A 20,951-nucleotide genomic window follows, 5' to 3' on the forward strand; every position below is an offset into this window, starting at 1 on the left:
GGAGGGTCCGGCCCAATCGGGGGCTGTTCTTCCCCTTCCGTACACAGGCCGGTACAGGCCTGTCGATACGAGTGCGATCTCAGCCGGTGATCGCCTCGATCTGCTTGCGCAGCGGCGCGAAGGCCGACCGCGGGCGCCGCAGGTTACGAGCACGCGCCAGCCCCGTCCAGAACCCGGCCCCGAGCAGCGCCTCGGGCCGTACCGCGTTCTTGCGGACCAGCACCTCGTCCGGCACCTTCTGCGGGTCCGGGACGACATACTCCTCGATGATCTTGTCGTACTTGTCCTTCAGCACCGTGCTCTCCGGGTTGGCGCCGAAGATGGCCACCACCCCGGTCGGCTCGGTGTCGACGTCGACGACCAGCAGATCGGGGCGGAACCGCCGCAGCACCTGCGCGACCTTGTAGACATCGCCGGCCCAGAACTTGGTGTGCCGGTCCCGCGCGGCCTCGTCGACATCGCGCGGCAGCATGTCGTCCAGGACGATCACGCTGGACCAGCGGGAGTGCTTCTCGACATTCATGAAGTCCCGCAGCGCGAACTCGAAGAGATGCATGCCGTCGATGAACGACATCTCCAGCTTCGGCTCGCCGCCCAAGAGATTGACCGGGTCACGGCGGGCCAGCGCGCGGAACGGGTTGCGGCCGTTGCGCAGATGGATCAGAGGATCCTTGCGGGCGAAGAAGTCGTCGCTGGTGGCCTTGACCAGATGGACATCGCAACTGATGTCCGTGACGACCCGGAACGCCGGGTCGACGGCCACCGACGGAACCCGGGACAGTGCCAGGCTGCGCCCGTCATTGACCCCGATCTCCAGATAGTTGCGGGGTTTGTACACACGGTGCAGTCGGCGCAGGAAGCCGTGGCGATCCACGTAAGGGCCCTTCACTGAGATCACTGAGAATCAACAACGTACGGATTGATTCTCAGTGAACTTAGTGGGTACAGATGTTGTCCGTAAACATCTACCGATCAGTAACACCCATTCGGCGGCCCGCCACCTGCCCGCGCTCCGCCGCCACCAGCGCCGGAAACGCGTCCTCAAGCGCGTCCCGCCAGTCCCGGATCGGTTCGATGCCGACGGGCTTCCACCGCTCGTGCCCCAGGACGCTGTACGCGGGCCTGGGCGCCGGCCGTACGAAGGCCTCGCTGGTCGTCGGACGGACCCGCTCCGGGTCCGCGCCCAGCAGCCGGAAGATCTCCCGGGTGAGGCCGAACCAGCTCGTCTCGCCGCCGCTGGTGCCGTGGTAGATCCCGGGCTCCGCCGCCCGCACGAGGGCCGCCTGCCCCAGCCGTACCAGCCGGTCCGCGAGATCCGCGGTCCACGTGGGCTGGCCGCGCTGGTCGTCCACCACGTCCAGGGTGTCCTTGACGGACTCCAGCTTGATCATCGTACGGACGAAGTTCCCGCCGCCCGCTCCGTACAGCCAGGCCGTACGGACCACATAGCCCGTCTCCGGCAGGGCGGCGAGCACCGCGCGCTCACCGGCCAGCTTGGTGCGGCCGTAGGCGCTGCGCGGCGCGGTGAGGTCGTACTCGCCGTACGGTGTCCGGCCGTCCCCCGCGAAGACGTAGTCCGTGGACACCTGGATCAGGATCGCGCGGGAGGCCGCGCAGGCCTCCGCGAGGACCCGGGGCCCGGTGCCGTTGACCGCGAGCGCCTCGGTCTCCTTGGCCTCGGCGTCGTCCACGGCCGTCCAGGCCGCGCAGTTGACGACCACCGATGGCGCGTATGTGTCCATGGCGGCGCGCACGGCGCCCGGGTCGGTGATGTCCAGAGCGGTACGGTCCAGACCGGCCGCGTGCTCCCCGGCCACGGCGAGCCGCGCCAGCAGATCGCGCCCCAGCATCCCGCCGGCGCCGGTGACGAGCCAGCCGCCCGGCCGGCCGCTCACAGCGCCGCACGCCCCTTCAGCGGCTCCCACCAGGCGCGGTTGTCGCGGTACCACGCCACGGTCTCCGCGAGGCCGGTGGCGAAGTCCTTGCGCGGCTCGTACCCCAGCTCCGTACGGATCTTGGCGCAGTCGACGCTGTAGCGCCGGTCGTGGCCCTTGCGGTCGGTGACGTACTCGACACTGGTGTCCCAGTCGGCTCCGCAGGCCTCCAGCAGCAGCCCGGTCAGCTCCTTATTGGACAGCTCCGTGCCGCCGCCGATGTTGTAGACCTGCCCGGCCCGGCCCTTCGTACGGACCAGTTCGATGCCCTGGACATGGTCGTCGATGTGCAGCCAGTCCCGGACATTGCCGCCGTCGCCGTACAGCGGGACCTTCTTGCCGTCCAGCAGATTGGTGATGAAGAGCGGGATGACCTTCTCTGGGAAGTGGTGGTGCCCGTAGTTGTTGGAGCAGCGGGTCACCCGCACGTCCAGGCCGTGGGTGCGGTGGTACGAGAGGGCGATCAGGTCGCTGGACGCCTTGGCCGAGGAGTACGGCGAGTTGGGCTCCAGCGGATGGGTCTCGGGCCAGGAGCCCTCGTCGATCGAGCCGTACACCTCGTCGGTGGAGATGTGCACGAAGGTCTTCACCCCGGCGCGGTGCGCGGCGTCGATCAGGGTGTGGGTGCCCACCACATTCGTACGGACGAACTCGGCGCCGCCGTCGATGGAGCGGTCCACATGCGACTCGGCGGCGAAGTGCACCACCTGGTCGTGCTCGGCCATCAGCTTGGCGGCCAGCTCGGCATCGCAGATGTCGCCCTGGACGAAGGAGAATCCGGGGTGGTCGCGGACCTCGTCGAGGTTGGCCGGGTTGCCCGCGTAGGTGAGCTTGTCGAGCACGGTCAGCTCGATGTCGCCGGGGCCCTGCGGCCCCAGCACCGTACGGACGTAGTGCGAGCCGATGAAACCGGCACCGCCGGTCACAAGGATCCTGTGGGTCATGAGGAGATCTGCACCTTGCTGTGGTCGCCGAGGACGAGTCGGTGGGCGGACGGATTGCGGGGGGCGGGGGTGATCTCGACATCGCGTCCGATCAGTGACGCCTCCACCCGGCGCACACCGGTGAGGGAGGAGCCGCGCAGGACGATGGAGTACTCGATCTCGCTGTCCTCGATCCGGCAGCCCTCGGAGACGGAGGTGAAGGGACCGATGTAGGCGTCGCTGATGACCGTGCCCGCGCCGATGATCGCGGGTCCGACGATCCGGCTGCCGGTGACCCGCGCGCCCTCCTCGATCCTGACCCGCCCTATGATCTCCGTCGCCCCGTCGACCCAGCCGTCGCGGCAGGGCTCGACGGTCTCCAGCACCGAGCGGTTGACCTCCAGCATGTCGGCGACGTTGCCGGTGTCCTTCCAGTACCCGGAGATGGTCGTGGAGCGGACGTCGCGCCGCTGGTCGATCAGCCACTGGATGGCGTGGGTGATCTCCAGCTCGCCGCGCCAGGACGGCTCGATGGAGCGCACGGCCTCATGGACGGCCGGGGTGAAGAGATAGACCCCGACGAGCGCGAGATCGCTCTTGGGCTCCTTCGGCTTCTCCTCCAGGGCCACCACCCGCCCCTCGGCGTCCAGTTCGGCCACACCGAACGAGGTCGGGTTGGGGACCTTGGTGAGCAGGATCTGGGCGTCGGGCCGCTCCTCGCGGAAGCCGTCCACCAGTCCGGTGATGCCTCCGACGATGAAGTTGTCCCCGAGGTACATCACGAAGTCGTCGTCGCCCAGGAAGTCTCGGGCGATCAGCACGGCGTGCGCCAGACCGAGCGGCGCGTCCTGCTGGAGGTAGGTGACCTTTATGCCGAAGCGCGAGCCGTCGCCGACCGCCTCGCGGATCTCCTCCGCGGTATCGCCGACGATGACGCCGACCTCGGTGATGCCCGCCTCGGCGATGGCTTCCAGGCCGTAGAAGAGCACCGGCTTGTTCGCCACCGGTACGAGCTGTTTCGCGGACGTGTGTGTGATGGGGCGCAGACGGGTGCCTGCCCCGCCGGACAGTACGAGAGCCTTCACATTCCCTATCCCATGCTGAGATTTTGGTGCTGTCCGGCCATCGCCCGACGGCATGATTTTACCTGCGATTTCCGGCACGGCCTTTCGCCGTACACCTTGACCGGCCGGAACCGGACAGCCGGAGTGCTTGTGCCGTTACGGCGAGGGCACCGCGTACCGGGTCCGCACCCGGGTCCGCACGCGCCTGGCCAGCCGGAAGAGCAGCGATCTTCGCCGGCGTACGGTCCTGGGCGCCTCGATGCGCTCCAGTCCGGGTCTGCCCACCCAGTCGGGCACGGTGACCTCGTACGAGGCGTCCTTGAGGCCGGTGCTGCGGTCCCCGAAGTGCGGAAAGGCGAGGTACGGGGTGCGGGCGCGGCCCCTGCGGACCACCTCCGGCCTCGCCTCGGCCTTGACGAAGGCGAGCATGTCCCGGAGCAGATCCATCCGGCCGAGAGCCACGCACTCCAGCCGCAGCCGCTCGGAGACCTTGATGCGCCGGGCCACCGACGGGGTCCAGTGGCGTGCCATCAGCGGCGCGGCCAGCTCCATCTTGTGCCGCTGGACCGTCTCGGACTGCTTCACCAGTCCGTGCCCGAACTGCTGGATCAGTCCGACCGTGAAGGGCCTGACCATTAAGCGGTCGCGCTTGGGGCCCGCCGGCACCAGATCGGCGATCAGCGCCATCAGCGCCCCTGTGGCCTCGAACCGCAGGGCGTAGCTGCCGGTCTTGGTCGCATGCTTGCCGTCGTCGCGGCCGACCAGGTAGTAGCAGGTGTAGTCGGAGATCACCGAGACGCCCCGGCCGCGGATGTACGCCTCCATGGTGAAGAGGGCGTCCTCGCCGGTCTTGAGGGTCTCGTCGAAGCGCAGATTCAGCCTTTCGAGCAGTTCGCGGCGGAACAGCTTCTGTGCGCTGAGGGTGAAGATCACCTGCGAGCTGTAGATGTCGACGCGGTCCGCCGTGCGGTTCCACATGGAGCCGGGCGCGCCCCTGTTCACGCCCACGATCTTGCCGAGCACCACGTCCGTACCGGCGCGGTCGGCCATGCCCACCATGCGCTCCAGTGCTTCCTCGCCGAAGTAGTCGTCGGCGTCGAGGAAGAAGACGTAACGGCCCCGGGCCAGGCCGAGACCGACATTGCGGGGGCCGCTGGGGCCGCCCGAATTGGCCTGCCGCACCACCCTGGTCGGGATGGCGCTCCTGGCCGCGAACTCCTCCAGGTACTCCCCCGTGCCGTCGGTCGAGCCGTCGTCGACGGCGACGATCTCGATACGGCCGGCGCCCAGCGTCTGGGCCTCCACCGATTCCAGACAGCGGATCAGATAAGGCATCGCTTCATATGCCCCGACGATCACGCTTACGTCGGGAACTGACTTATCGTTCATCAGAATTCAAGACAATCGTCATCGGATGTTGGTTGTCTTGTCACGATCGCCAGTATGCGTGATGCGCGTCACAGTGCACGTCCGGCGCGCCGGGGCGGTGCTCAACTCCCGTACGGAAAAGGCCCGGCAGCGCGCCCGAAGGCGCCCTGCCGGGCCGAGGCCGTGCTTCAGGGCCTCATCTGCCGCGTACCGTCGGGGAGTTACCCCCGTACGGCCGGTGTCGCGGCCTCTTCGGGACCCGCCATCCGCTGTTCGACTCCCGCGTTGCGTGCCTGCGCCTTGGCCGCCAGCGCGCGTGCCGCCGCGTTGAAGCGCTGAATCGACGAGGGCTCGTCGGGGCCGAGCAGGTACCGCTTCAGCTCGCGGCGGTCGGCCGCCAGCCGGTCGGCGGCCGGGTCGGCCACCGCGGCGAGCAACTGCCCCAGTTCTTCTGCGCTGTTGGAGAGAATCACGGCCGCCCGCACCGCGGTGTTCTGCCGCTTGAACTCCTCGGCGCCCAGACCCGCCGAGTCGGTCACCGCGTACGGCTTGCCGCTCGCGATGAAGTCCGACACCACGCTGGAGATGTCGGAGACCATCGCGTCCGACTCGTTGAAGCAGTCGTACAGCCGGGGCTCGGCGCCGCCGATGACACAGTGCTCCCACCAGCCGAAGGAGCGCCAGTACGCGCCGTTCCACTCGTCCCGCAGCCGGGTCAGCTCCGCCAGCCGCGCCGGGTCGGCCTTGGCGTCGCGCGACTCCTCCGCCTCGTCCCGGCTCGCGTCGGCCATCGCGGACAGCTCGGTCAGCCGCGTCTCGATACGGGACAGCTCAGCCCGCGCCGCCGTCCGGTCGGCGCGGAGCGCGGCGCCCTGATCGGCCCAGCGGGTGTCGGTGGCGCGCTCGGCGGCGGCCTTCTCCAGCAGCGCGACGATCCGCTCGTGCGCGGCCTTCGCCTTGGGGCTGCGGGTCCCGGTGAAGGGATGCGGCTTGTAGAGCACCCGAACGGGTGGCTCCGCGGTCAGCAGCGCCTTGACGATGTTCTCGCCGGCCGCGATCAGCGAGGTATTGCCGGGGCTGTCGTCCCAGCCCTCCCAGGTGGGGGCGTACAGCACGGTCGGAATCGGGTTCTTCGAAGCGCCACCGGCCCCGGCGCCACCCGCCGGCCGGATCGGGGCGAGCTGCGGACGGCCCACCTCGACGATGTCCTCGTCCCGCACCCCGACATCCGCCAGCGCGTACCGGTCCCGCCCGGCCCGGCCCGCGGTCCACACCTCGTCGTACGCCTTGCTGAACGGGTTGACGCTGGCGAGCTTGTCGCTGTCGCCGTGCCCGATGAAGACATGCCGCATCGTCGGGACGCGCAGCATATGGATGTTCTTGCCGACGTTCGCCGCGTACAGCGCGACCCGTACGGTCGACAGGTCCAGGTTCATCAGATGCACCCCGCCGGGCACGCACAGCACCGGCACGGCCGTGGGGCCGAGCTGCTGCGCTATGACCCGCTCGCGCAGGACGATCAGCGGCCGCCCCTCCAGCTCGCCCATCGTCTCCAGCCACATGTTGACCTGGTACGCGGACTCCTTGGAGCCGGAGAAGTACAGCATCACGGTCGGCCGGTAGTCGGCCAGCCAGCCGTCCACCGCCTTGAGCACCTTCTCGGCGGGCGGTACGAGCCGGCTCGGGCGCAGATACGGCAGCAGCCCCGCGACATAGCCCGCGGCCAGCACCACCGAAAGACCGAGGCCCGCGAAGCCGTACAGGTTGTCCCGGGTCTCCAGCGTGATCAGCACCCCCGCCATGGCGAAGACGTCCAGATGGAGCATCTTCTCGGCGGACCGGTTGAGCAGCCAGCGCGGCGGGGCGTCCGGGATCCGGAGCGCGCCCAGGTCGATGTTGCGGGTGACCACGGGCAGCTTCCGGCGCAGCCTGAGCAGGGTGACGATCGCGCCGTGCGGGGCCTGGAGCCCGTAGAACGCCAGCACGGCGACCACGGTCACATAGAAGATCCGGTCCTCGCCGAGCCCCGAGCGCGCGACCAGCAGCACCAGCAGCATCTGCCGGATCAGAAAGCGGATCGACAGCCCGGCGCGCACCTTGGCGAGCCGGTTCACCAGATAGCTGCCGCGCTGATGCAGAAAGGTGTCCGCGAGATAGGTCACAGCGGCAGCCGCCGCGAAGAACCAGAGTTCGGGAATTATCGCGGCGACCATCACGCACGGGAAGGAGATTCCCAGCAGAAGTGCGGCTGCCAGCTCTGCTCCGCTGCCCACACGGGCCAGGCGAATGGCTGTCGAAATCACGGAAAACCTGCTCCAGACCGCGGGAGAACGAGAGAGTGAATAAACGGGAAAATGGGGATTATTTCACATCTTCCTGACGGTCCAGTACTGCGGCGAGCGCCTGCTCGAAATCGGACGCCTCGGAGGCGCCCCGGGTCGGGTCCTGCTGCCGTACGTCGATGACATGGCCGGTCAGCTCGGACAGCAGCACGTCGAGCGAGGTCCTGGCGACCGCCTCGGAGGAGAGCAGCGATCCCTCGGGCTCCTGGCCGAACGCCTTGGTGCGCATGGGAGTGGCCGTGCGCTCGGGATTCACACAGTTCACCCGGATCCCGTCGGCCGCCCATTCGTCGGAGAGGGCCTGGGTGAGATTCACCATGGCCGCCTTCGTGGACGAGTAGAGGCTGTACTCGGCACGGCCGCGCGTATAGCTGCTGGAGGTGTAGAGCAGGAGCTGGCCCTTGGTCTCGGCAAGGTATTTGTACGAGGCCCGGGCGATCTGCACCGGGGCCAGATAGTTGACGTTCAGCGCTTCCTGAATGGTGGTGTTGTCCGTCTCGGCCAGCTTGCCGATGCGGAGCACGCCCGCGGTGTTGATGACGTAGTCGATACGGCCGGTCTCCGCATAGGCGCGGGAGAGCGCGTCGTCGACATGCTCCGGGTTCTCGACATGCGTACCGGTCGTGGAGCGCCCCAGCGCGTAGACCGCGGCGCCGAAGTCCTGCGCGAGCTGCGCGATGTCCGCGCCGATGCCGTACGAGCCGCCGAACACAACCACCGTCTTGCCGGTCAGCAGCTCCCGGTAGGAGTCGTCCGAGGACTGCTGCGGAGCGGTGGCGGAGGCGAGCTGGAACAGCTTGTCGGCGATGAAGACATCGACCGGCTGCGTCACCTTCATATTGAACTCGTCGCCCGCCACCACATGGATCGGCACGTCCGGCAGATACCTCAGCACCACCGAACAGTCGTCGGTCGCCTGGAAGTTGGGGTCGCCGGCGGCGATCTCGTACGCCTTGCGGATGGTGGAGAGCTTGAACGCCTGCGGGGTCTGGCCGCGCCGCAGCCGGGACCGGTCGGGGACGTCCGTGATGAACTCGCCGTCCTCGCCGTGCGTACGGGTCACGATGATCGTGTCCGCGGACGGGATCGCCACATCCACGGCCTGGTAGCGCTCCAGCGCGTCCACACAGTCCTTGATCACATGCTGCGAGAGCAGCGGGCGCACGGCGTCGTGGAAGAGGACATTGCGGTCCTCGCCTTCGGCCAGGCCCTCGCTGAGTGCGGCGATGGCGCGCTCGGTGGTCTCGTTCCGCGTCGAGCCGCCCTCGATGATCCTGCTGACCTTGGCGAGACCGGCCTTGGCGACGATCTTCTCCACGTCCGGCACATAGCCGGGCGCCATCAGCACGATCACGTCGTCGATCGAGTCGCTCCGCTCGAACACCGACAGTGTGTGCTCGATGACCGCCTTCCCCGCGATCTTCAGCAACTGCTTCGGGATCGACAGGCCCACTCGCTGACCGGTGCCGCCCGCCAGGACGACGGCGGTGGTACGGGGCTTCGCGGGCGACGCGGGAGTTGCAGACACAGGACTGACCTACCTTGCGGGCTCAGAGGATGAGGCGATGGTCCCACCCGCGGCAATCCTCTCGCAAGGTGGACCACAGCCCAGCGACATCGGCCCGCAACCCCTGATTCACCTGAGAACACTAATACACCACTCTGCGTACGCCGAATTGCCGGACGGGCTGTTCAAGCCCGTCCGGCGATTAAGGACAAACCCGGCAACCGACCGGTTCCGGTGAACGAAAGGTGTACGGCCGGCACGGAAAGCGTGACCCGGAAGGGGTGCGCGCCCTAGAACGGGTTGAACGCGTCGAACTCGCGCTGCGCCTCGTCCCGCTCCGCGTCCCGGTCCCTGCGCCGCTGCGCCGCCGGCCGCGGCGCCTCAAGACGGTGGTCCTCGCCACGCCGCCCGAGCATCTCCGCGCCCGCCATCATCGTCGGCTCCCAGTCGAAGACGACCGCGTCGTCCTCCGCCCCGATGGCCACTCCGTCGCCCGCCCGCGCACCGGCCTTCATCAGCGCGTCCTCGACCCCGAGCCGGTTGAGCCGGTCCGCGAGATAGCCGACGGCCTCGTCGTTGTTGAAGTCGGTCTGGCGCACCCAACGTTCGGGCTTCTCGCCGCGCACCCGGTAGATCCCGTCGTCCTCCAGGGTGACGGTGAACCCCGCGTCGTCGACGGCCTTCGGCCGGATGACGATCCGGGTCGCCTCTTCCTTCGGCTTCTCGGCGCGCGCCTGCGCGACGATCTCGGCGAGCGCGAACGACAGCTCCTTGAGCCCCGAATGAGCGACCGCCGACACCTCGAAGACGCGGTAGCCGCGCTGTTCGAGCTCGGGCCTGATCATCTCGGCCAGGTCCCGGCCGTCCGGGATGTCGACCTTGTTGAGGACGACGACCCGCGGCCGGCCGCCCAGACCGCCGTACTGCGCCAGTTCCTCCTCGATCACATCGAGGTCGGTCACCGGATCGCGGTCGGACTCCAGCGTCGCCGTGTCCAGGACATGGACGAGCACCGAGCAGCGCTCGACATGGCGCAGGAACTCCAGCCCCAGCCCACGCCCCTGGCTGGCGCCCGGGATCAGCCCGGGGACATCCGCGATGGTGTAGACGGTCGAACCGGCCGTGACCACGCCCAGGTTGGGCACGAGCGTGGTGAACGGATAGTCCGCGATCTTCGGCTTGGCCGCCGAGAGCACCGAGATCAGCGAGGACTTTCCGGCGCTCGGATAGCCGACGAGCGCCACATCGGCGACCGTCTTCAGCTCCAGCACGATCTCGCCCGCTCTGCCGGGCTCGCCGAGCAGCGCGAAGCCCGGGGCCTTGCGCCGGGCCGACGCCAGCGCGGCGTTGCCGAGCCCGCCGCGGCCGCCCTCGGCGGCGACATAGGTGGTGCCCTGCCCGACCAGGTCGGCGAGGACAGTGCCCTGCCGGTCGAGGACGACCGTACCGTCGGGCACCGGCAGGACCAGGTCCTGGCCGTCCTTGCCGGACCGGTTGCCGCCCTCGCCGGGCTTGCCGTTGGTGGCCTTGCGGTGCGGCGAGTGGTGGTAGTCGAGCAGGGTCGTCACTGACTGGTCGACGACGAGGATCACATCGCCGCCGTGCCCGCCGTTCCCGCCGTCCGGGCCGCCGAGCGGCTTGAACTTCTCCCGGTGTACGGAGGCGCAGCCGTGGCCTCCGTTACCCGCGGCGATATGCAGCTCGACGCGGTCCACGAAGGTGGTCATGGGGTGCCTCCCGTACGTACGTACATCTCTGACGTGCAACATGCGAAGGGCGGACCCGCTTCCCGGCCGGGAAGTGAGGTCCGCCCTCGCGAAGTGAAACGCTCTGCTCAGCGGCTCTGCGGCGCAGTCCGCCGAGCAGAGGAGAACCGCTCTACGGGTACCGGATTACTCGGCGACCGGAACGATGTTCACTACCCTGCGGCCACGGCTGGTGCCGAACTCCACCGCGCCCGCGTTCAGCGCGAACAGCGTGTCGTCGCCGCCGCGGCCGACGCCGGAGCCCGGGTGGAAGTGGGTGCCGCGCTGGCGGACGAGGATCTCACCGGCGTTGACGACCTGACCGCCGAAGCGCTTCACGCCGAGCCGCTGAGCGTTCGAGTCGCGCCCGTTCCGGGTGGACGATGCGCCCTTCTTGTGTGCCATGTCTCCTCAGTCCCTTACTTCGCGGCCGCGGGGATACCGGTGACCTTGATCGCCGTGTACTGCTGACGGTGACCCTGGCGACGGCGGTAGCCGGTCTTGTTCTTGTAGCGCAGGATGTCGATCTTCGCGCCCTTGTGGTGGTCCACGACCTCGGCCGTGACCTTGATACCGTCCAGCACCCACGGGTCGCTGGTGACGGCGTCGCCGTCGACCACGAGCAGGGTCCTGAGCTCCACCGTGTCGCCGACCTTGGCGGTGGAAATCTTGTCAACCTCAACGATGTCGCCGACAGCAACCTTGTGCTGGCGGCCACCGCTGCGCACGATGGCGTACACGCGGATCTCACTCTCGCTCGGAACGGAACCCCTGATGCCAGCCGCCCGCACGGGCCGGGGCCCATGGCGGTCCTGACAGGACGAGCGGCCTCCCCCGGAGTCCGGGAGGTGGGTGCTCAGGAGTGGGCGCGCACAGGAGCACGCCGAAGGTTCAGACTACGGGCCCGCCCTCGGGAGGGTCAAACCAGGTCCCTGACACCGGACAGGCCGGCCACTCGGGCCGGCCCGTCCGCTGTCGGGGACGCGTCCGTCCAGCTTCAGGGACGCGTCCTGGACCTCAGTCCTCCGTGGTGGCGCTGACGCCCGAGGGCGTCTGCTGCTCCGCCGCCGCGGTCTTCTTCGCCGCCGACTTCGCGGCCGTCTTCTTGACCGTCGTCGTCTTCTTCGCCGCGGCCTTCTTGGCCGTCGTCTTCTTGGCGGCGGCCTTCTTCGTGGTGGCCTTCTTGGCGGCGGTCTTGCGTGCCGTCTTCTTGGCCGGTACGGACGCCTCTTCGGGGGCTTCCGCGGTGTCCGCGGCCTCCTGGGGCTCCGGTACGGACGTCTCCGCGGCCTCCTCGGACCTGGCGGGCGACGCGGCCGGCGCGGCCGAAGCCACCACCACAACCGCTCCGTCCTCCGCGCCCGACGGCGGGCCCGCCGGTGCGGTGACCTTGCGGGTCACCCGGCGCCGCGCCCGCGGCGGGGCCACGACCGGCGCCTCCTCGGCGACAGCCACAGGCGCCCCGGCCACGGCCGTCTCGGCGGCGACCAGCTCGGACACCAGCTCAGGACCGGCCGGCGCCGGTACGGTCTCGGGCGCGGGCAGCACCACCTCGGCCGCCGCCGCCGCGTCCGCCGCCTTCGGCGAACCGGCCGGAGCCGTCGCCTTGCGCGTGGCCCGGCGGCGCGTACGGGCCCTCGGGACCTCCGCCGCTTCCACCAGCGCCTCGGGCTCGGCCTCCGGTGCCGACAGCGCCGCCTCGACCTCGGCGGGCACCTCGGGCTCCACGGCCTTGGGCGCACCGGCCGGTGCGGACGCCTTGCGCGACGCCCGGCGCCGCGAACGGCCCCGTACCGCCGCCTCCGCCTCCGCGACGCTGCTGTACAGCTCCTCGTCCGGCGCGAACGCGGGCTCGGCCAGCGCGGCCGGAGCGGCCACCTCCGCCGCTACCTCGGCCTCGCTCTCCCGCTCGGCCTCGGTCTCCGCCACGATCTCCAGGGGCTCGTGCTCATGGTCGTGCTCGTGGTCCGCGCCGGCGCCACCGCGACCGCGCTTCTTGGACCGCTTGCCGTTCCCGCCGCCACCGGCCGCCGTCGGCTGTTCCATGTGCACGATCACACCGCGGCCGTTGCAGTGCACGCAGGTCTCGGAGAACGACTCCAGCAGCCCCTGCCCGACCCGCTTCCGGGTCATCTGCACCAGGCCCAGCGAGGTGACCTCGGCGACCTGGTGCTTCGTACGGTCACGGCCCAGGCACTCCAGCAGCCGCCGCAGCACCAGATCCCGGTTGGACTCCAGCACCATGTCGATGAAGTCGATGACGACGATACCGCCGAGGTCGCGCAGCCGGAGCTGGCGCACGATCTCCTCGGCCGCCTCCAGGTTGTTCCTGGTGACGGTCTCCTCCAGATTGCCGCCCTGCCCGGTGAACTTCCCGGTGTTGACGTCGACCACGACCATGGCCTCGGTCTTGTCGATCACCAGCGAACCGCCGCTGGGCAGCCAGACCTTGCGGTCCAGCGCCTTCATGAGCTGCTCGTCGATGCGGTACGTCGCGAAGACGTCGACCTCGCTCGTCCAGCGCGACAGCCGGTCGGACAGGTCCGGCGCGACATGCGTGACATAGCCGTGGATGGTCCGCCACGCCTCGTCACCGCTCACGATGACCTTGGTGAAGTCCTCGTTGAAGATGTCGCGGACGACCCGGACGGTCATGTCGGGCTCACCGTAGAGAAGGGTCGGCGCGTTGCCGCTCTTCGCCTTCTTCCTGATGTCCTCCCACTGTCCCTGGAGCCGTTCGACATCGCGGCGCAGCTCGTCCTCGCTGGCGCCCTCGGCGGCCGTACGGACGATGACGCCCGCGTCCTCGGGGACGATCTTCTTGAGGATGGTCTTCAGCCGGGCCCGCTCGGTGTCGGGCAGCTTGCGGCTGATGCCGGTCATCGAACCCTCGGGCACATAGACCAGATAGCGGCCGGGCAGCGACACCTGGCTGGTGAGCCGGGCGCCCTTGTGCCCGATCGGGTCCTTCGTCACCTGGACGAGTACGGACTGTCCGGACTTGAGGGCGCTCTCGATCCGGCGCGGCCCGTTGGCCATGCCGAGCGCCTCGAAGTTGACCTCACCCGCGTACAGGACGGCGTTGCGCCCCTTGCCGATGTCGACGAAGGCGGCCTCCATGGACGGCAGTACGTTCTGCACCTTGCCCAGGTACACGTTGCCGACGTAGCTGGTGGCCTGCTCCTTGTTGACGTAGTGCTCGACGAGCACATTGTCTTCGAGGACGCCGATCTGGGTCCGCTCGCCGTTCTGGCGGACGACCATCACACGCTCGACGGCCTCGCGACGGGCGAGGAACTCCGCCTCGGTGATGATCGGCACCCTGCGGCGGCCCTGCTCGCGCCCCTCGCGGCGGCGCTGCTTCTTGGCCTCCAGCCGGGTCGAGCCCTTGATGGACTGGACCTCGTCACCGCCGGTGCCGGACTCGGTGTCCTTGCCGCGCCGCTCACGCGGCTCGCGGACCTTGACGACCGTACGCTCCGGGTCGTCGCCGCCCGAGTCGGCCTCGGCGGCGCTGTCACCGCTGCGACGGCGGCGGCGACGGCGGCGTCGGCTGCTGGAGGAGCCGCCGCCGGATGGCTCCGCAGCCCCCTCGGCCTCGTGGTCCTCGTCGTCCGTGTCGCTCTCGCGGTCCGTGTCCTCGGCCGAGTCCTCAGGGTGCTCGGCGGCGGACTCGTCCTGCTGCTCGTCCGTGGTCTCGTCGGCCTCGGCGGACTCGCCACGGCGGCGGCGCCGGCCGCCCCTGCGGCGGCGGCGCGAGGGCCGGTCCTCGTACTCGTCGGAGTCGTCGCCCTCGGCCGACTGCTCGGCTTCGGCGCCGGACTCGTCCAGCTCGTGGGACACGTCCTCCGCGGCCGGCGCGCTCTCGGCGGGCTCGGCCTGCTCACCGCGGCGACGGCGCCGACGGCGGCCTGACGGCTCCGGCGCGGCGGCCGGCTCGGGCGCCGGGGCGCTCTCGTGCACGGGGTCGACGGAGTCGTCGGCGTGGTCGGCGTAGCGGGCGTCGAAGTCGTCGGCGGCCGGGTCGGTGTCGTACGTGTCGTCGTACGCGGGCCGGACAGCGGCGGCAGCGGCAGCCGCGGTCTCCGGCGTCTGGAACATCGGCTCGGTGAAGACCGGCGCCTGGAAGACGGCGACGGCGGGCCGGACGGCGCGGCGGCGCGTGCGCTCGGGCGCCTCGGCCTCCTGCTCCGCCGCGGCGGCGGCCACCGGCTCGGGCTCGGGGGCGGTCTCCGGCGCGGTGACCCTGCGGCGCGTACGGCCCCGGCTGGCGGCCTTCTCGGCGGCCCTGACCTGCTCCTCGTCGGCGCTGATCTGCGCGACCGTGTCCTGCGGCAGGCCCTCGCCCTCCTGGCTCTCGCTCCCCTCGGCGCCCGGCGCTCCGGCGGGCGCGGTGGCCCTGCGGGCGCGGCGGCGCGTACGAGTGGCGGGCGCGGGCTCCTCGGCGACGGCCTCAACGGCCTCGGCGGCGGCCTCGGGAACGACGGTCCCGGCGGGCTCGGCGGCGGTGGCCTCGGGCGCGGTGGCCTTACGAGTGGCACGCCGCCGGGTACGGGTCGCGGGAGCGGGCTCGGCGGCGGGCTCGTCCGACACGGCGGCCTCAGCGGGCTCAGTGGCCTGATCCGCTGCGGCGGCCTCGGCGGTCACCTCGGGAGCCGCGGTCTTACGGGTCGCACGCCGCCGGGTACGCGGCGCTACGGGCTCCGGCGCGGCAGCCTCAGCGGGCTCCGGCGCATCAGCCGCAACCGCCGTGGCACTCTCCGTACTCTCCGTCGCGGTCACCTCGGGAGCCGGTGCCGCGACCTTGCGCGTCGCACGACGGCGCACCCGCGGCGGCGCGGGCTCCTCGACGACGGCAGCGGCCGCCTCGGTCTCTTCCGTCTCCTCGGCCTCAGCAGGTTCCACGGCCTCGGCCGCCTCAGCGGCCGGTATGGCCGGCATGACCGTCTCGGCCGCGCTCACGGCCTCCGCCGCCCCCTCGGCCCCGGCCGGCGGCCCCGCGGGCCGGGACGCGGCACGGCGCCTGCGGCGCGGCGGCAGCGTGTCACTGGGGGTGTCGTTCTGAGCTGCCGGCTCATTCTGCGCCGCCGGCTCGCTCTGTTCGGTCTGTTCGTTGTCGTTGGTGTCCCCGGGCATCCCGGGTTCGATGGGCTCAAGCATGCGGGGGTTTCTCCCGTCACGCTCCCGGGCGCCACGCCTGGTCCGGTCCGGCCGCGGCCCGCGCAGTGCGCGAATGCCGCCGTCCGGGGCGCGGGCGCCGCACGGGAGCTGTTATGTCTGGCTCGCCGGTTCCCTGCGCGCTGTACGCACGGCCTGGCGAAAGTCTTCTGGTCATCGCGTGGCCCGACCCAGGTGGCTCCCGAGTCCCAGGGCTGCGCTACAACGACCGCCCTACGCGGAACCAGCACCTTCCGGCGCCTTCGCGGCGGCGAGTACGGCGGCCTCGGATGGGGCGGGCCGCACTGCCTCGCGGTCGGGCGCGAGCGGGTCGGTCACCGTGCCGGACTCCTCGTCGAAGAGCCCCTGCGCCAGCCTGGTCACCGCAGCGGGGACCGGCGGCGCCAGGTCGGCCACAGCTCGGAGACCGGACAGGACGTCGTCGGGTCGTACGGCGGGTGTTGCGTGCCGAACAACCAGCCGCAGTATCGCACAGGGCGCGTCCCCCGGCCTATCGGCCTGTGGACGACCCGCCTCCAGCGCGACCACGGCGGACCGTGCGTCGAAGGTCCGCAGACCGTTCTTCGTACGGCGCTCCACCTCTACCGACTCGGCGGCGAGGAACGCCGCCACGGCCCGCTCGGCCGTCTCGGCCTCGACCCCGTCCAGCCGCAGCTCCCATACGGAAGCGGTCAGCCGGTCGGCGAGCCCCGACGTACGGGCCTCGACGGCGTCGATGATGTCGAGCCCGGCCGGCAGCGACTCGTCGAGCAGCTCACGCAGCCTTTCCGGGTCGCGGGCCTCCGCCAGGGCGATCTCCAGGAACTCGGCCTCGCTGCCCGTGCCGGTGGGTGCGGCATTGGCATACGACACCTTCGGGTGCGGGGTGAACCCCGCCGAGTACGCCATGGGTACGTCGGCGCGGCGCAGTGCCCGCTCGAAAGCGCGCTGGAAGTCACGGTGGCTGGTGAACCGGAGGCGGCCTCGCTTGGTGTAGCGCAGTCGGATGCGCTGCACCGCCGGTGCGGGCGGCGGGCCTTCGGGCTGTCGCTTGCCCAGTGCTTCTTCTCCTCGGTGCGGGCGGTACGCGGTGACGCGCCGCCCTCGGACATGGGGGCCGTCCCCCGGGGACGATCGTTGTACTACCCAGAGTACGCGCACGGGCCCCCAGGAGTTCCCCAGGCTCGTGCCCCCTGCCCGCTCCGTACGAATGACAGTTGCGTGACGACCGTCAGATCAGCTGCTTCAGGTCAGTTACTTGACGACCGTCAGCGGCAGCAGCTTCTTGCCCGTCGGGCCGATCTGGATCTGCGTGTCCATCTGCGGGCACACACCGCAGTCGAAGCACGGCGTCCAGCGGCAGTCCTCGACCTCGGTCTCGTCGAGCGCGTCCTGCCAGTCCTCCCAGAGCCAGTCCTTGTCGAGACCGGAGTCCAGGTGGTCCCAGGGCAGGACCTCCTCGTACGTACGCTCGCGCGTGGTGTACCAGGCGACGTCCACGCCGTACTCCGGCAGCGCCTTCTCCGCGCAGGCCATCCAGCGGTCGTACGAGAAGTGCTCGCGCCAGCCGTCGAAGCGGCCGCCGTCCTCGTACACCGCGCGGATCACCGCGCCGATGCGCCGGTCGCCGCGCGAGAGCAGGCCCTCGACGATGCCGGGCTTGCCGTCGTGGTAGCGGAAGCCGATCGAGCGGCCGTACTTCTTGTCGCCGCGGATCTTGTCGCGGAGCTTCTCCAGCCGCGCGTCGGTCTCCTCGGCGCTGAGCTGCGGCGCCCACTGGAACGGCGTGTGCGGCTTGGGCACGAAACCGCCGATCGAGACCGTGCAGCGGATGTCGTTCTGCCCGGAGACCTTGCGGCCCTCGGCGATGACCTTGACGGCCATGTCGCCGATCTGGAGGACGTCCTCGTCGGTCTCGGTCGGCAGGCCGCACATGAAGTACAGCTTCACCTGGCGCCAGCCGTTGCCGTACGCCGTGGAGACCGTACGGATCAGATCCTCCTCCGAGACCATCTTGTTGATGACCTTGCGCATCCGCTCGGAGCCGCCCTCGGGCGCGAAGGTCAGCCCGGACCTGCGGCCGTTCCTGGTCAGCTCGTTGGCCAGGTCGACATTGAACGCGTCGACGCGGGTGGACGGCAGGGAGAGCCCGATCTTGTCCTCCTCGTACCGGTCGGCGAGCCCCTTGGCGATGTCGCCGATCTCGCTGTGGTCGGCGGAGGACAGCGAGAGCAGCCCGACCTCCTCGAAGCCGGTCGCCTTCAGCCCCTTCTCGACCATCTCGCCGATGCCCGTGATGCTGCGCTCGCGCACCGGGCGCGTGATCATGCCGGCCTGGCAGAAGCGGCAGCCGCGCGTACAGCCGCGGAAGATCTCCACGGACATCCGCTCATGGACGGTCTCGGCGAGCGGTACGAGCGGCTGCTTCGGGTACGGCCACTCGTCGAGGTCCATCACGGTGTGCTTGGACACCCGCCACGGCACGCCCGACCTGTTCGGTACGACCCGGGCGATCCGGCCGTCCGGCAGGTACTCGACGTCGTAGAAGCCGGGGACGTACACCCCGCCGGTCTTCGCGAGCCGGAACAGGACCTCCTCGCGCCCGCCGGGCCTGCCCTCGGCCTTCCAGGCGCGGATGATCTCCGTGATCTCCAGGACGGCCTGCTCGCCGTCGCCGATGACCGCGCAGTCGATGAACTCCGCGACCGGCTCGGGGTTGAAGGCCGCGTGGCCGCCCGCGAGGACGATGGGGTGGTCGACGGTACGGTCCCGGGCCGCGAGCGGGATCCCCGCGAGGTCCAGGGCGGTGAGCATGTTGGTGTAGCCCAGCTCGGTGGAGAAGCTCAGCCCGAGGACGTCGAAGGCGGAGACGGGCCGGTGCGAGTCGACCGTGAACTGCGGGACCCGGTGCTCGCGCATCAGCGCTTCGAGGTCCGGCCAGACGCTGTACGTACGCTCGGCGAGCACGCCCTCGCGCTCGTTCAGCACCTCGTACAGGATCATGACGCCCTGGTTGGGCAGCCCCACCTCGTACGCGTCCGGGTACATCAGCGCCCAGCGGACATCGCAGGAGTCCCAGTCCTTGACGGTGGAGTTCAGCTCGCCGCCCACATATTGGATCGGCTTCTGCACATGCGGGAGCAGGGCTTCGAGCTGTGGGAAGACCGATTCAGGCATCACAGATCTTTCGTGGACCGGGTAGACGGACCGGGAAGACGGACCGGGTGGGTGGACCGGACGGCCGGACCGCGTGGCCCGACAACGCTGGCCATCCAGCCTACCCCGGCCCTCAGCCCGTCAGATCCGCCCGCAGCCTCGGTGCCGACGCCTTCTCCCACACCCTCGGCAGCTCCCGCTCCCTGCGCGCGGCCTGGGCCTCCTCGTGCCCGTACAGCAGCCCCCAGGTGAACGCCGAGTCGCCCGCCGCGTGTGCCTGGATCGCCAGATCGCGCAGCGCGTCGCGCGCCACCACGCTGTCCTGGTGGTCGCCGAGGACGGTCTGCACGGTCTTCATCCGCTTGACGAACCGCTTGGCCGGCTTGCCCAGCGCGGGCCCCGCCGCCTCGGCCGCGTAACGGGCGCGCTTGGCCGCCTTGCGGGCGTTGTGCAGGGCGATGTCCCGCTCCTCGCCGGGCGGCAGCGCGAGCGCCTCCTCGACCCGGCCCGCCAGCCGCCCGTAGTCCTTGACGACCGCGGCGGGCAGCACCTTGCCGGGCGCCCCGGCCGCGGCGGGCCGCAGCGGCGGGTCCGCCAGCAGCGCGTCGATACGGTCGAGCAGCGCGAGGTAGCGCTCGCTGTCGAGCACGCCGACGGTCCTGCTCCGCGAGCCCGCCCGGCGCCCGGCGTTCCAGGCCCTGAGCCGCCCGCGCACCGGCCCGAGCAGCAGGGTCCTGGGCACTTCGCCGACCCGGGCCAGCAGCCGTTCGTTGAGCACCTCCTGATCGCGGTCGATGCCCAGCTCGGCGGCGAGCCACTTCAGCTCCTCGCCGATCGGGTCGGTGACGGACCGGTCGATGACCTTGCCGTACGTACGGAACGCGGAGCGCATCCGGCGGGTGGCGACCCGCAACTGGTGCACGGAGTCCGGGAGGTCGCGGCGGATCGCGGGGTCCTGGGCGACGATCGCGTCGGCCTGGGCCCGCAGATAGGCGAGCACATGGTCCGCGGCGGTGCCTGCCGCGCCGCCGGCCTTCCCGGCCTTCTCCCCAGGTACCTTCCCGACCGTCTCGGCCAGCGCCCTGCTCAGCTTCGACCCGACCGCCGAGGGCCGCAGCCCCGCCTTGCGCAGCTTCTTCTCCACCGCGTCCAGCACCGCCGGATCGGCGTCGTCCCCCAGCTCCACCTCCACCTCGGTCCAGGCGGTGGCGGCGGGCTGTCCGTCGGCGGGCTCACCGGCGAGGCGTTCCGCCTGTACGGCGTCGACGCTCACCTCGGCGAGCAGTGTGCCCTCCGTATCCACCAGATGGGTGAGGTCGCGGGAGGACCGCAGCCGTACGAGCGGCGCCAGCTCGGCGTCCCGGACCCGGGAGCGGACCAGCCGGTACAGCTCGCGCGGGACGCTCTCGGTCAGCGGAGCCCGGATCTCGTCCCGGATGCCGGTCGAGACCGGGAACTTCAGATGCCAGCCCTCGTCCGCGCCGCCCGTTCTGCGGCGGAGGACGAGCCGGTCGGCGGCGAGGCGCAGATCGGGGGTGTCGTAGTAGACCGCGTCCAGCTCGACGACGCCCTTGGGGCGGACCCGGGAGACCCCCTTGACCCCGGTCAGATCCGGCAGCTCGAAGGCCCCGTCGGGCCCGCCGCCCTTGGCCGCGCGGCCCCGGCCGCCCTCGGGAAGCTCGTACTTCCGCTCGATCTCACACTTGATGTCCGCCATATACCGAATTTAGTCGCAGGGACCGCCCTCGGGCAGCC

At 70.4% G+C, this 20,951-nt stretch carries 14 protein-coding genes; all 14 read right to left on the reverse strand.

Annotated elements, in window-relative coordinates; translation table 11 throughout:
- Positions 1–79: 79 nt before the first annotated feature.
- Positions 80–874: a class I SAM-dependent methyltransferase gene (locus ACFU9P_RS16795; RefSeq protein WP_384081189.1), complete on the reverse strand. Its 795-nt coding sequence runs from the start codon at positions 872–874 to the stop codon at positions 80–82.
- A 91-nt stretch (positions 875–965) separates the two neighbouring features.
- Positions 966–1,895 carry a dTDP-4-dehydrorhamnose reductase gene (rfbD, locus tag ACFU9P_RS16800; protein WP_384081192.1) on the reverse strand — a complete coding sequence of 310 codons (930 nt, stop codon included), beginning with the start codon at positions 1,893–1,895 and terminating at the stop codon, positions 966–968.
- Positions 1,892–2,878, reverse strand: a complete 987-nt coding sequence (rfbB, locus tag ACFU9P_RS16805) for a dTDP-glucose 4,6-dehydratase (protein WP_384081194.1) — start codon at positions 2,876–2,878, stop codon at positions 1,892–1,894. The genes rfbD and rfbB overlap by 4 nt, the downstream gene beginning before the upstream one ends.
- A complete protein-coding gene (locus ACFU9P_RS16810) occupies positions 2,875–3,942 on the reverse strand; it encodes a glucose-1-phosphate thymidylyltransferase (protein ID WP_376375767.1) in 1,068 nt (355 codons plus the stop codon). Before ACFU9P_RS16810 ends, rfbB begins: the two co-directional genes overlap by 4 nt.
- Positions 3,943–4,077: 135 nt before the next feature.
- Positions 4,078–5,310, reverse strand: a complete 1,233-nt coding sequence (locus ACFU9P_RS16815; RefSeq protein ID WP_384081198.1) for a glycosyltransferase family 2 protein — start codon at positions 5,308–5,310, stop codon at positions 4,078–4,080.
- Positions 5,311–5,510: 200 nt separating this feature from the next.
- Positions 5,511–7,592, reverse strand: coding sequence for a hypothetical protein (locus ACFU9P_RS16820; protein ID WP_384081201.1), 2,082 nt, complete (start codon positions 7,590–7,592; stop codon positions 5,511–5,513).
- A gap of 58 nt (positions 7,593–7,650) precedes the next feature.
- On the reverse strand, positions 7,651–9,159 hold the full coding sequence (locus tag ACFU9P_RS16825) for an SDR family NAD(P)-dependent oxidoreductase (protein ID WP_384081203.1): 1,509 nt from the start codon (positions 9,157–9,159) through the stop codon (positions 7,651–7,653).
- 269 nt (positions 9,160–9,428) lie between these two features.
- Positions 9,429–10,865, reverse strand: a complete 1,437-nt coding sequence (gene obgE, locus ACFU9P_RS16830; RefSeq protein WP_384081206.1) for a GTPase ObgE — start codon at positions 10,863–10,865, stop codon at positions 9,429–9,431.
- 165 nt (positions 10,866–11,030) lie between these two features.
- A complete protein-coding gene (rpmA, locus tag ACFU9P_RS16835) occupies positions 11,031–11,288 on the reverse strand; it encodes a 50S ribosomal protein L27 (protein WP_376375754.1) in 258 nt (85 codons plus the stop codon).
- Between the two features lie 14 nt (positions 11,289–11,302).
- Entirely contained in the window at positions 11,303–11,623 is a 321-nt protein-coding gene (gene rplU, locus ACFU9P_RS16840) for a 50S ribosomal protein L21 (RefSeq protein ID WP_046498608.1), read from the reverse strand.
- Between the two features lie 277 nt (positions 11,624–11,900).
- Positions 11,901–16,043: an Rne/Rng family ribonuclease gene (locus ACFU9P_RS16845; RefSeq protein ID WP_384081210.1), complete on the reverse strand. Its 4,143-nt coding sequence runs from the start codon at positions 16,041–16,043 to the stop codon at positions 11,901–11,903.
- 231 nt (positions 16,044–16,274) lie between these two features.
- A complete protein-coding gene (locus ACFU9P_RS16850) occupies positions 16,275–17,057 on the reverse strand; it encodes a TIGR03936 family radical SAM-associated protein (protein WP_384081213.1) in 783 nt (260 codons plus the stop codon).
- Positions 17,058–17,294: 237 nt separating this feature from the next.
- Positions 17,295–19,220: a TIGR03960 family B12-binding radical SAM protein gene (locus ACFU9P_RS16855; RefSeq protein WP_376375745.1), complete on the reverse strand. Its 1,926-nt coding sequence runs from the start codon at positions 19,218–19,220 to the stop codon at positions 17,295–17,297.
- A 109-nt stretch (positions 19,221–19,329) separates the two neighbouring features.
- A complete protein-coding gene (locus ACFU9P_RS16860; RefSeq protein WP_384081216.1) occupies positions 19,330–20,913 on the reverse strand; it encodes a CHAD domain-containing protein in 1,584 nt (527 codons plus the stop codon).
- Between the last annotated feature and the right edge of the window lie 38 nt (positions 20,914–20,951).

This window comes from Streptomyces sp. NPDC057617, from assembly GCF_042800555.1.
Taxonomy (GTDB): domain Bacteria; phylum Actinomycetota; class Actinomycetes; order Streptomycetales; family Streptomycetaceae; genus Streptomyces.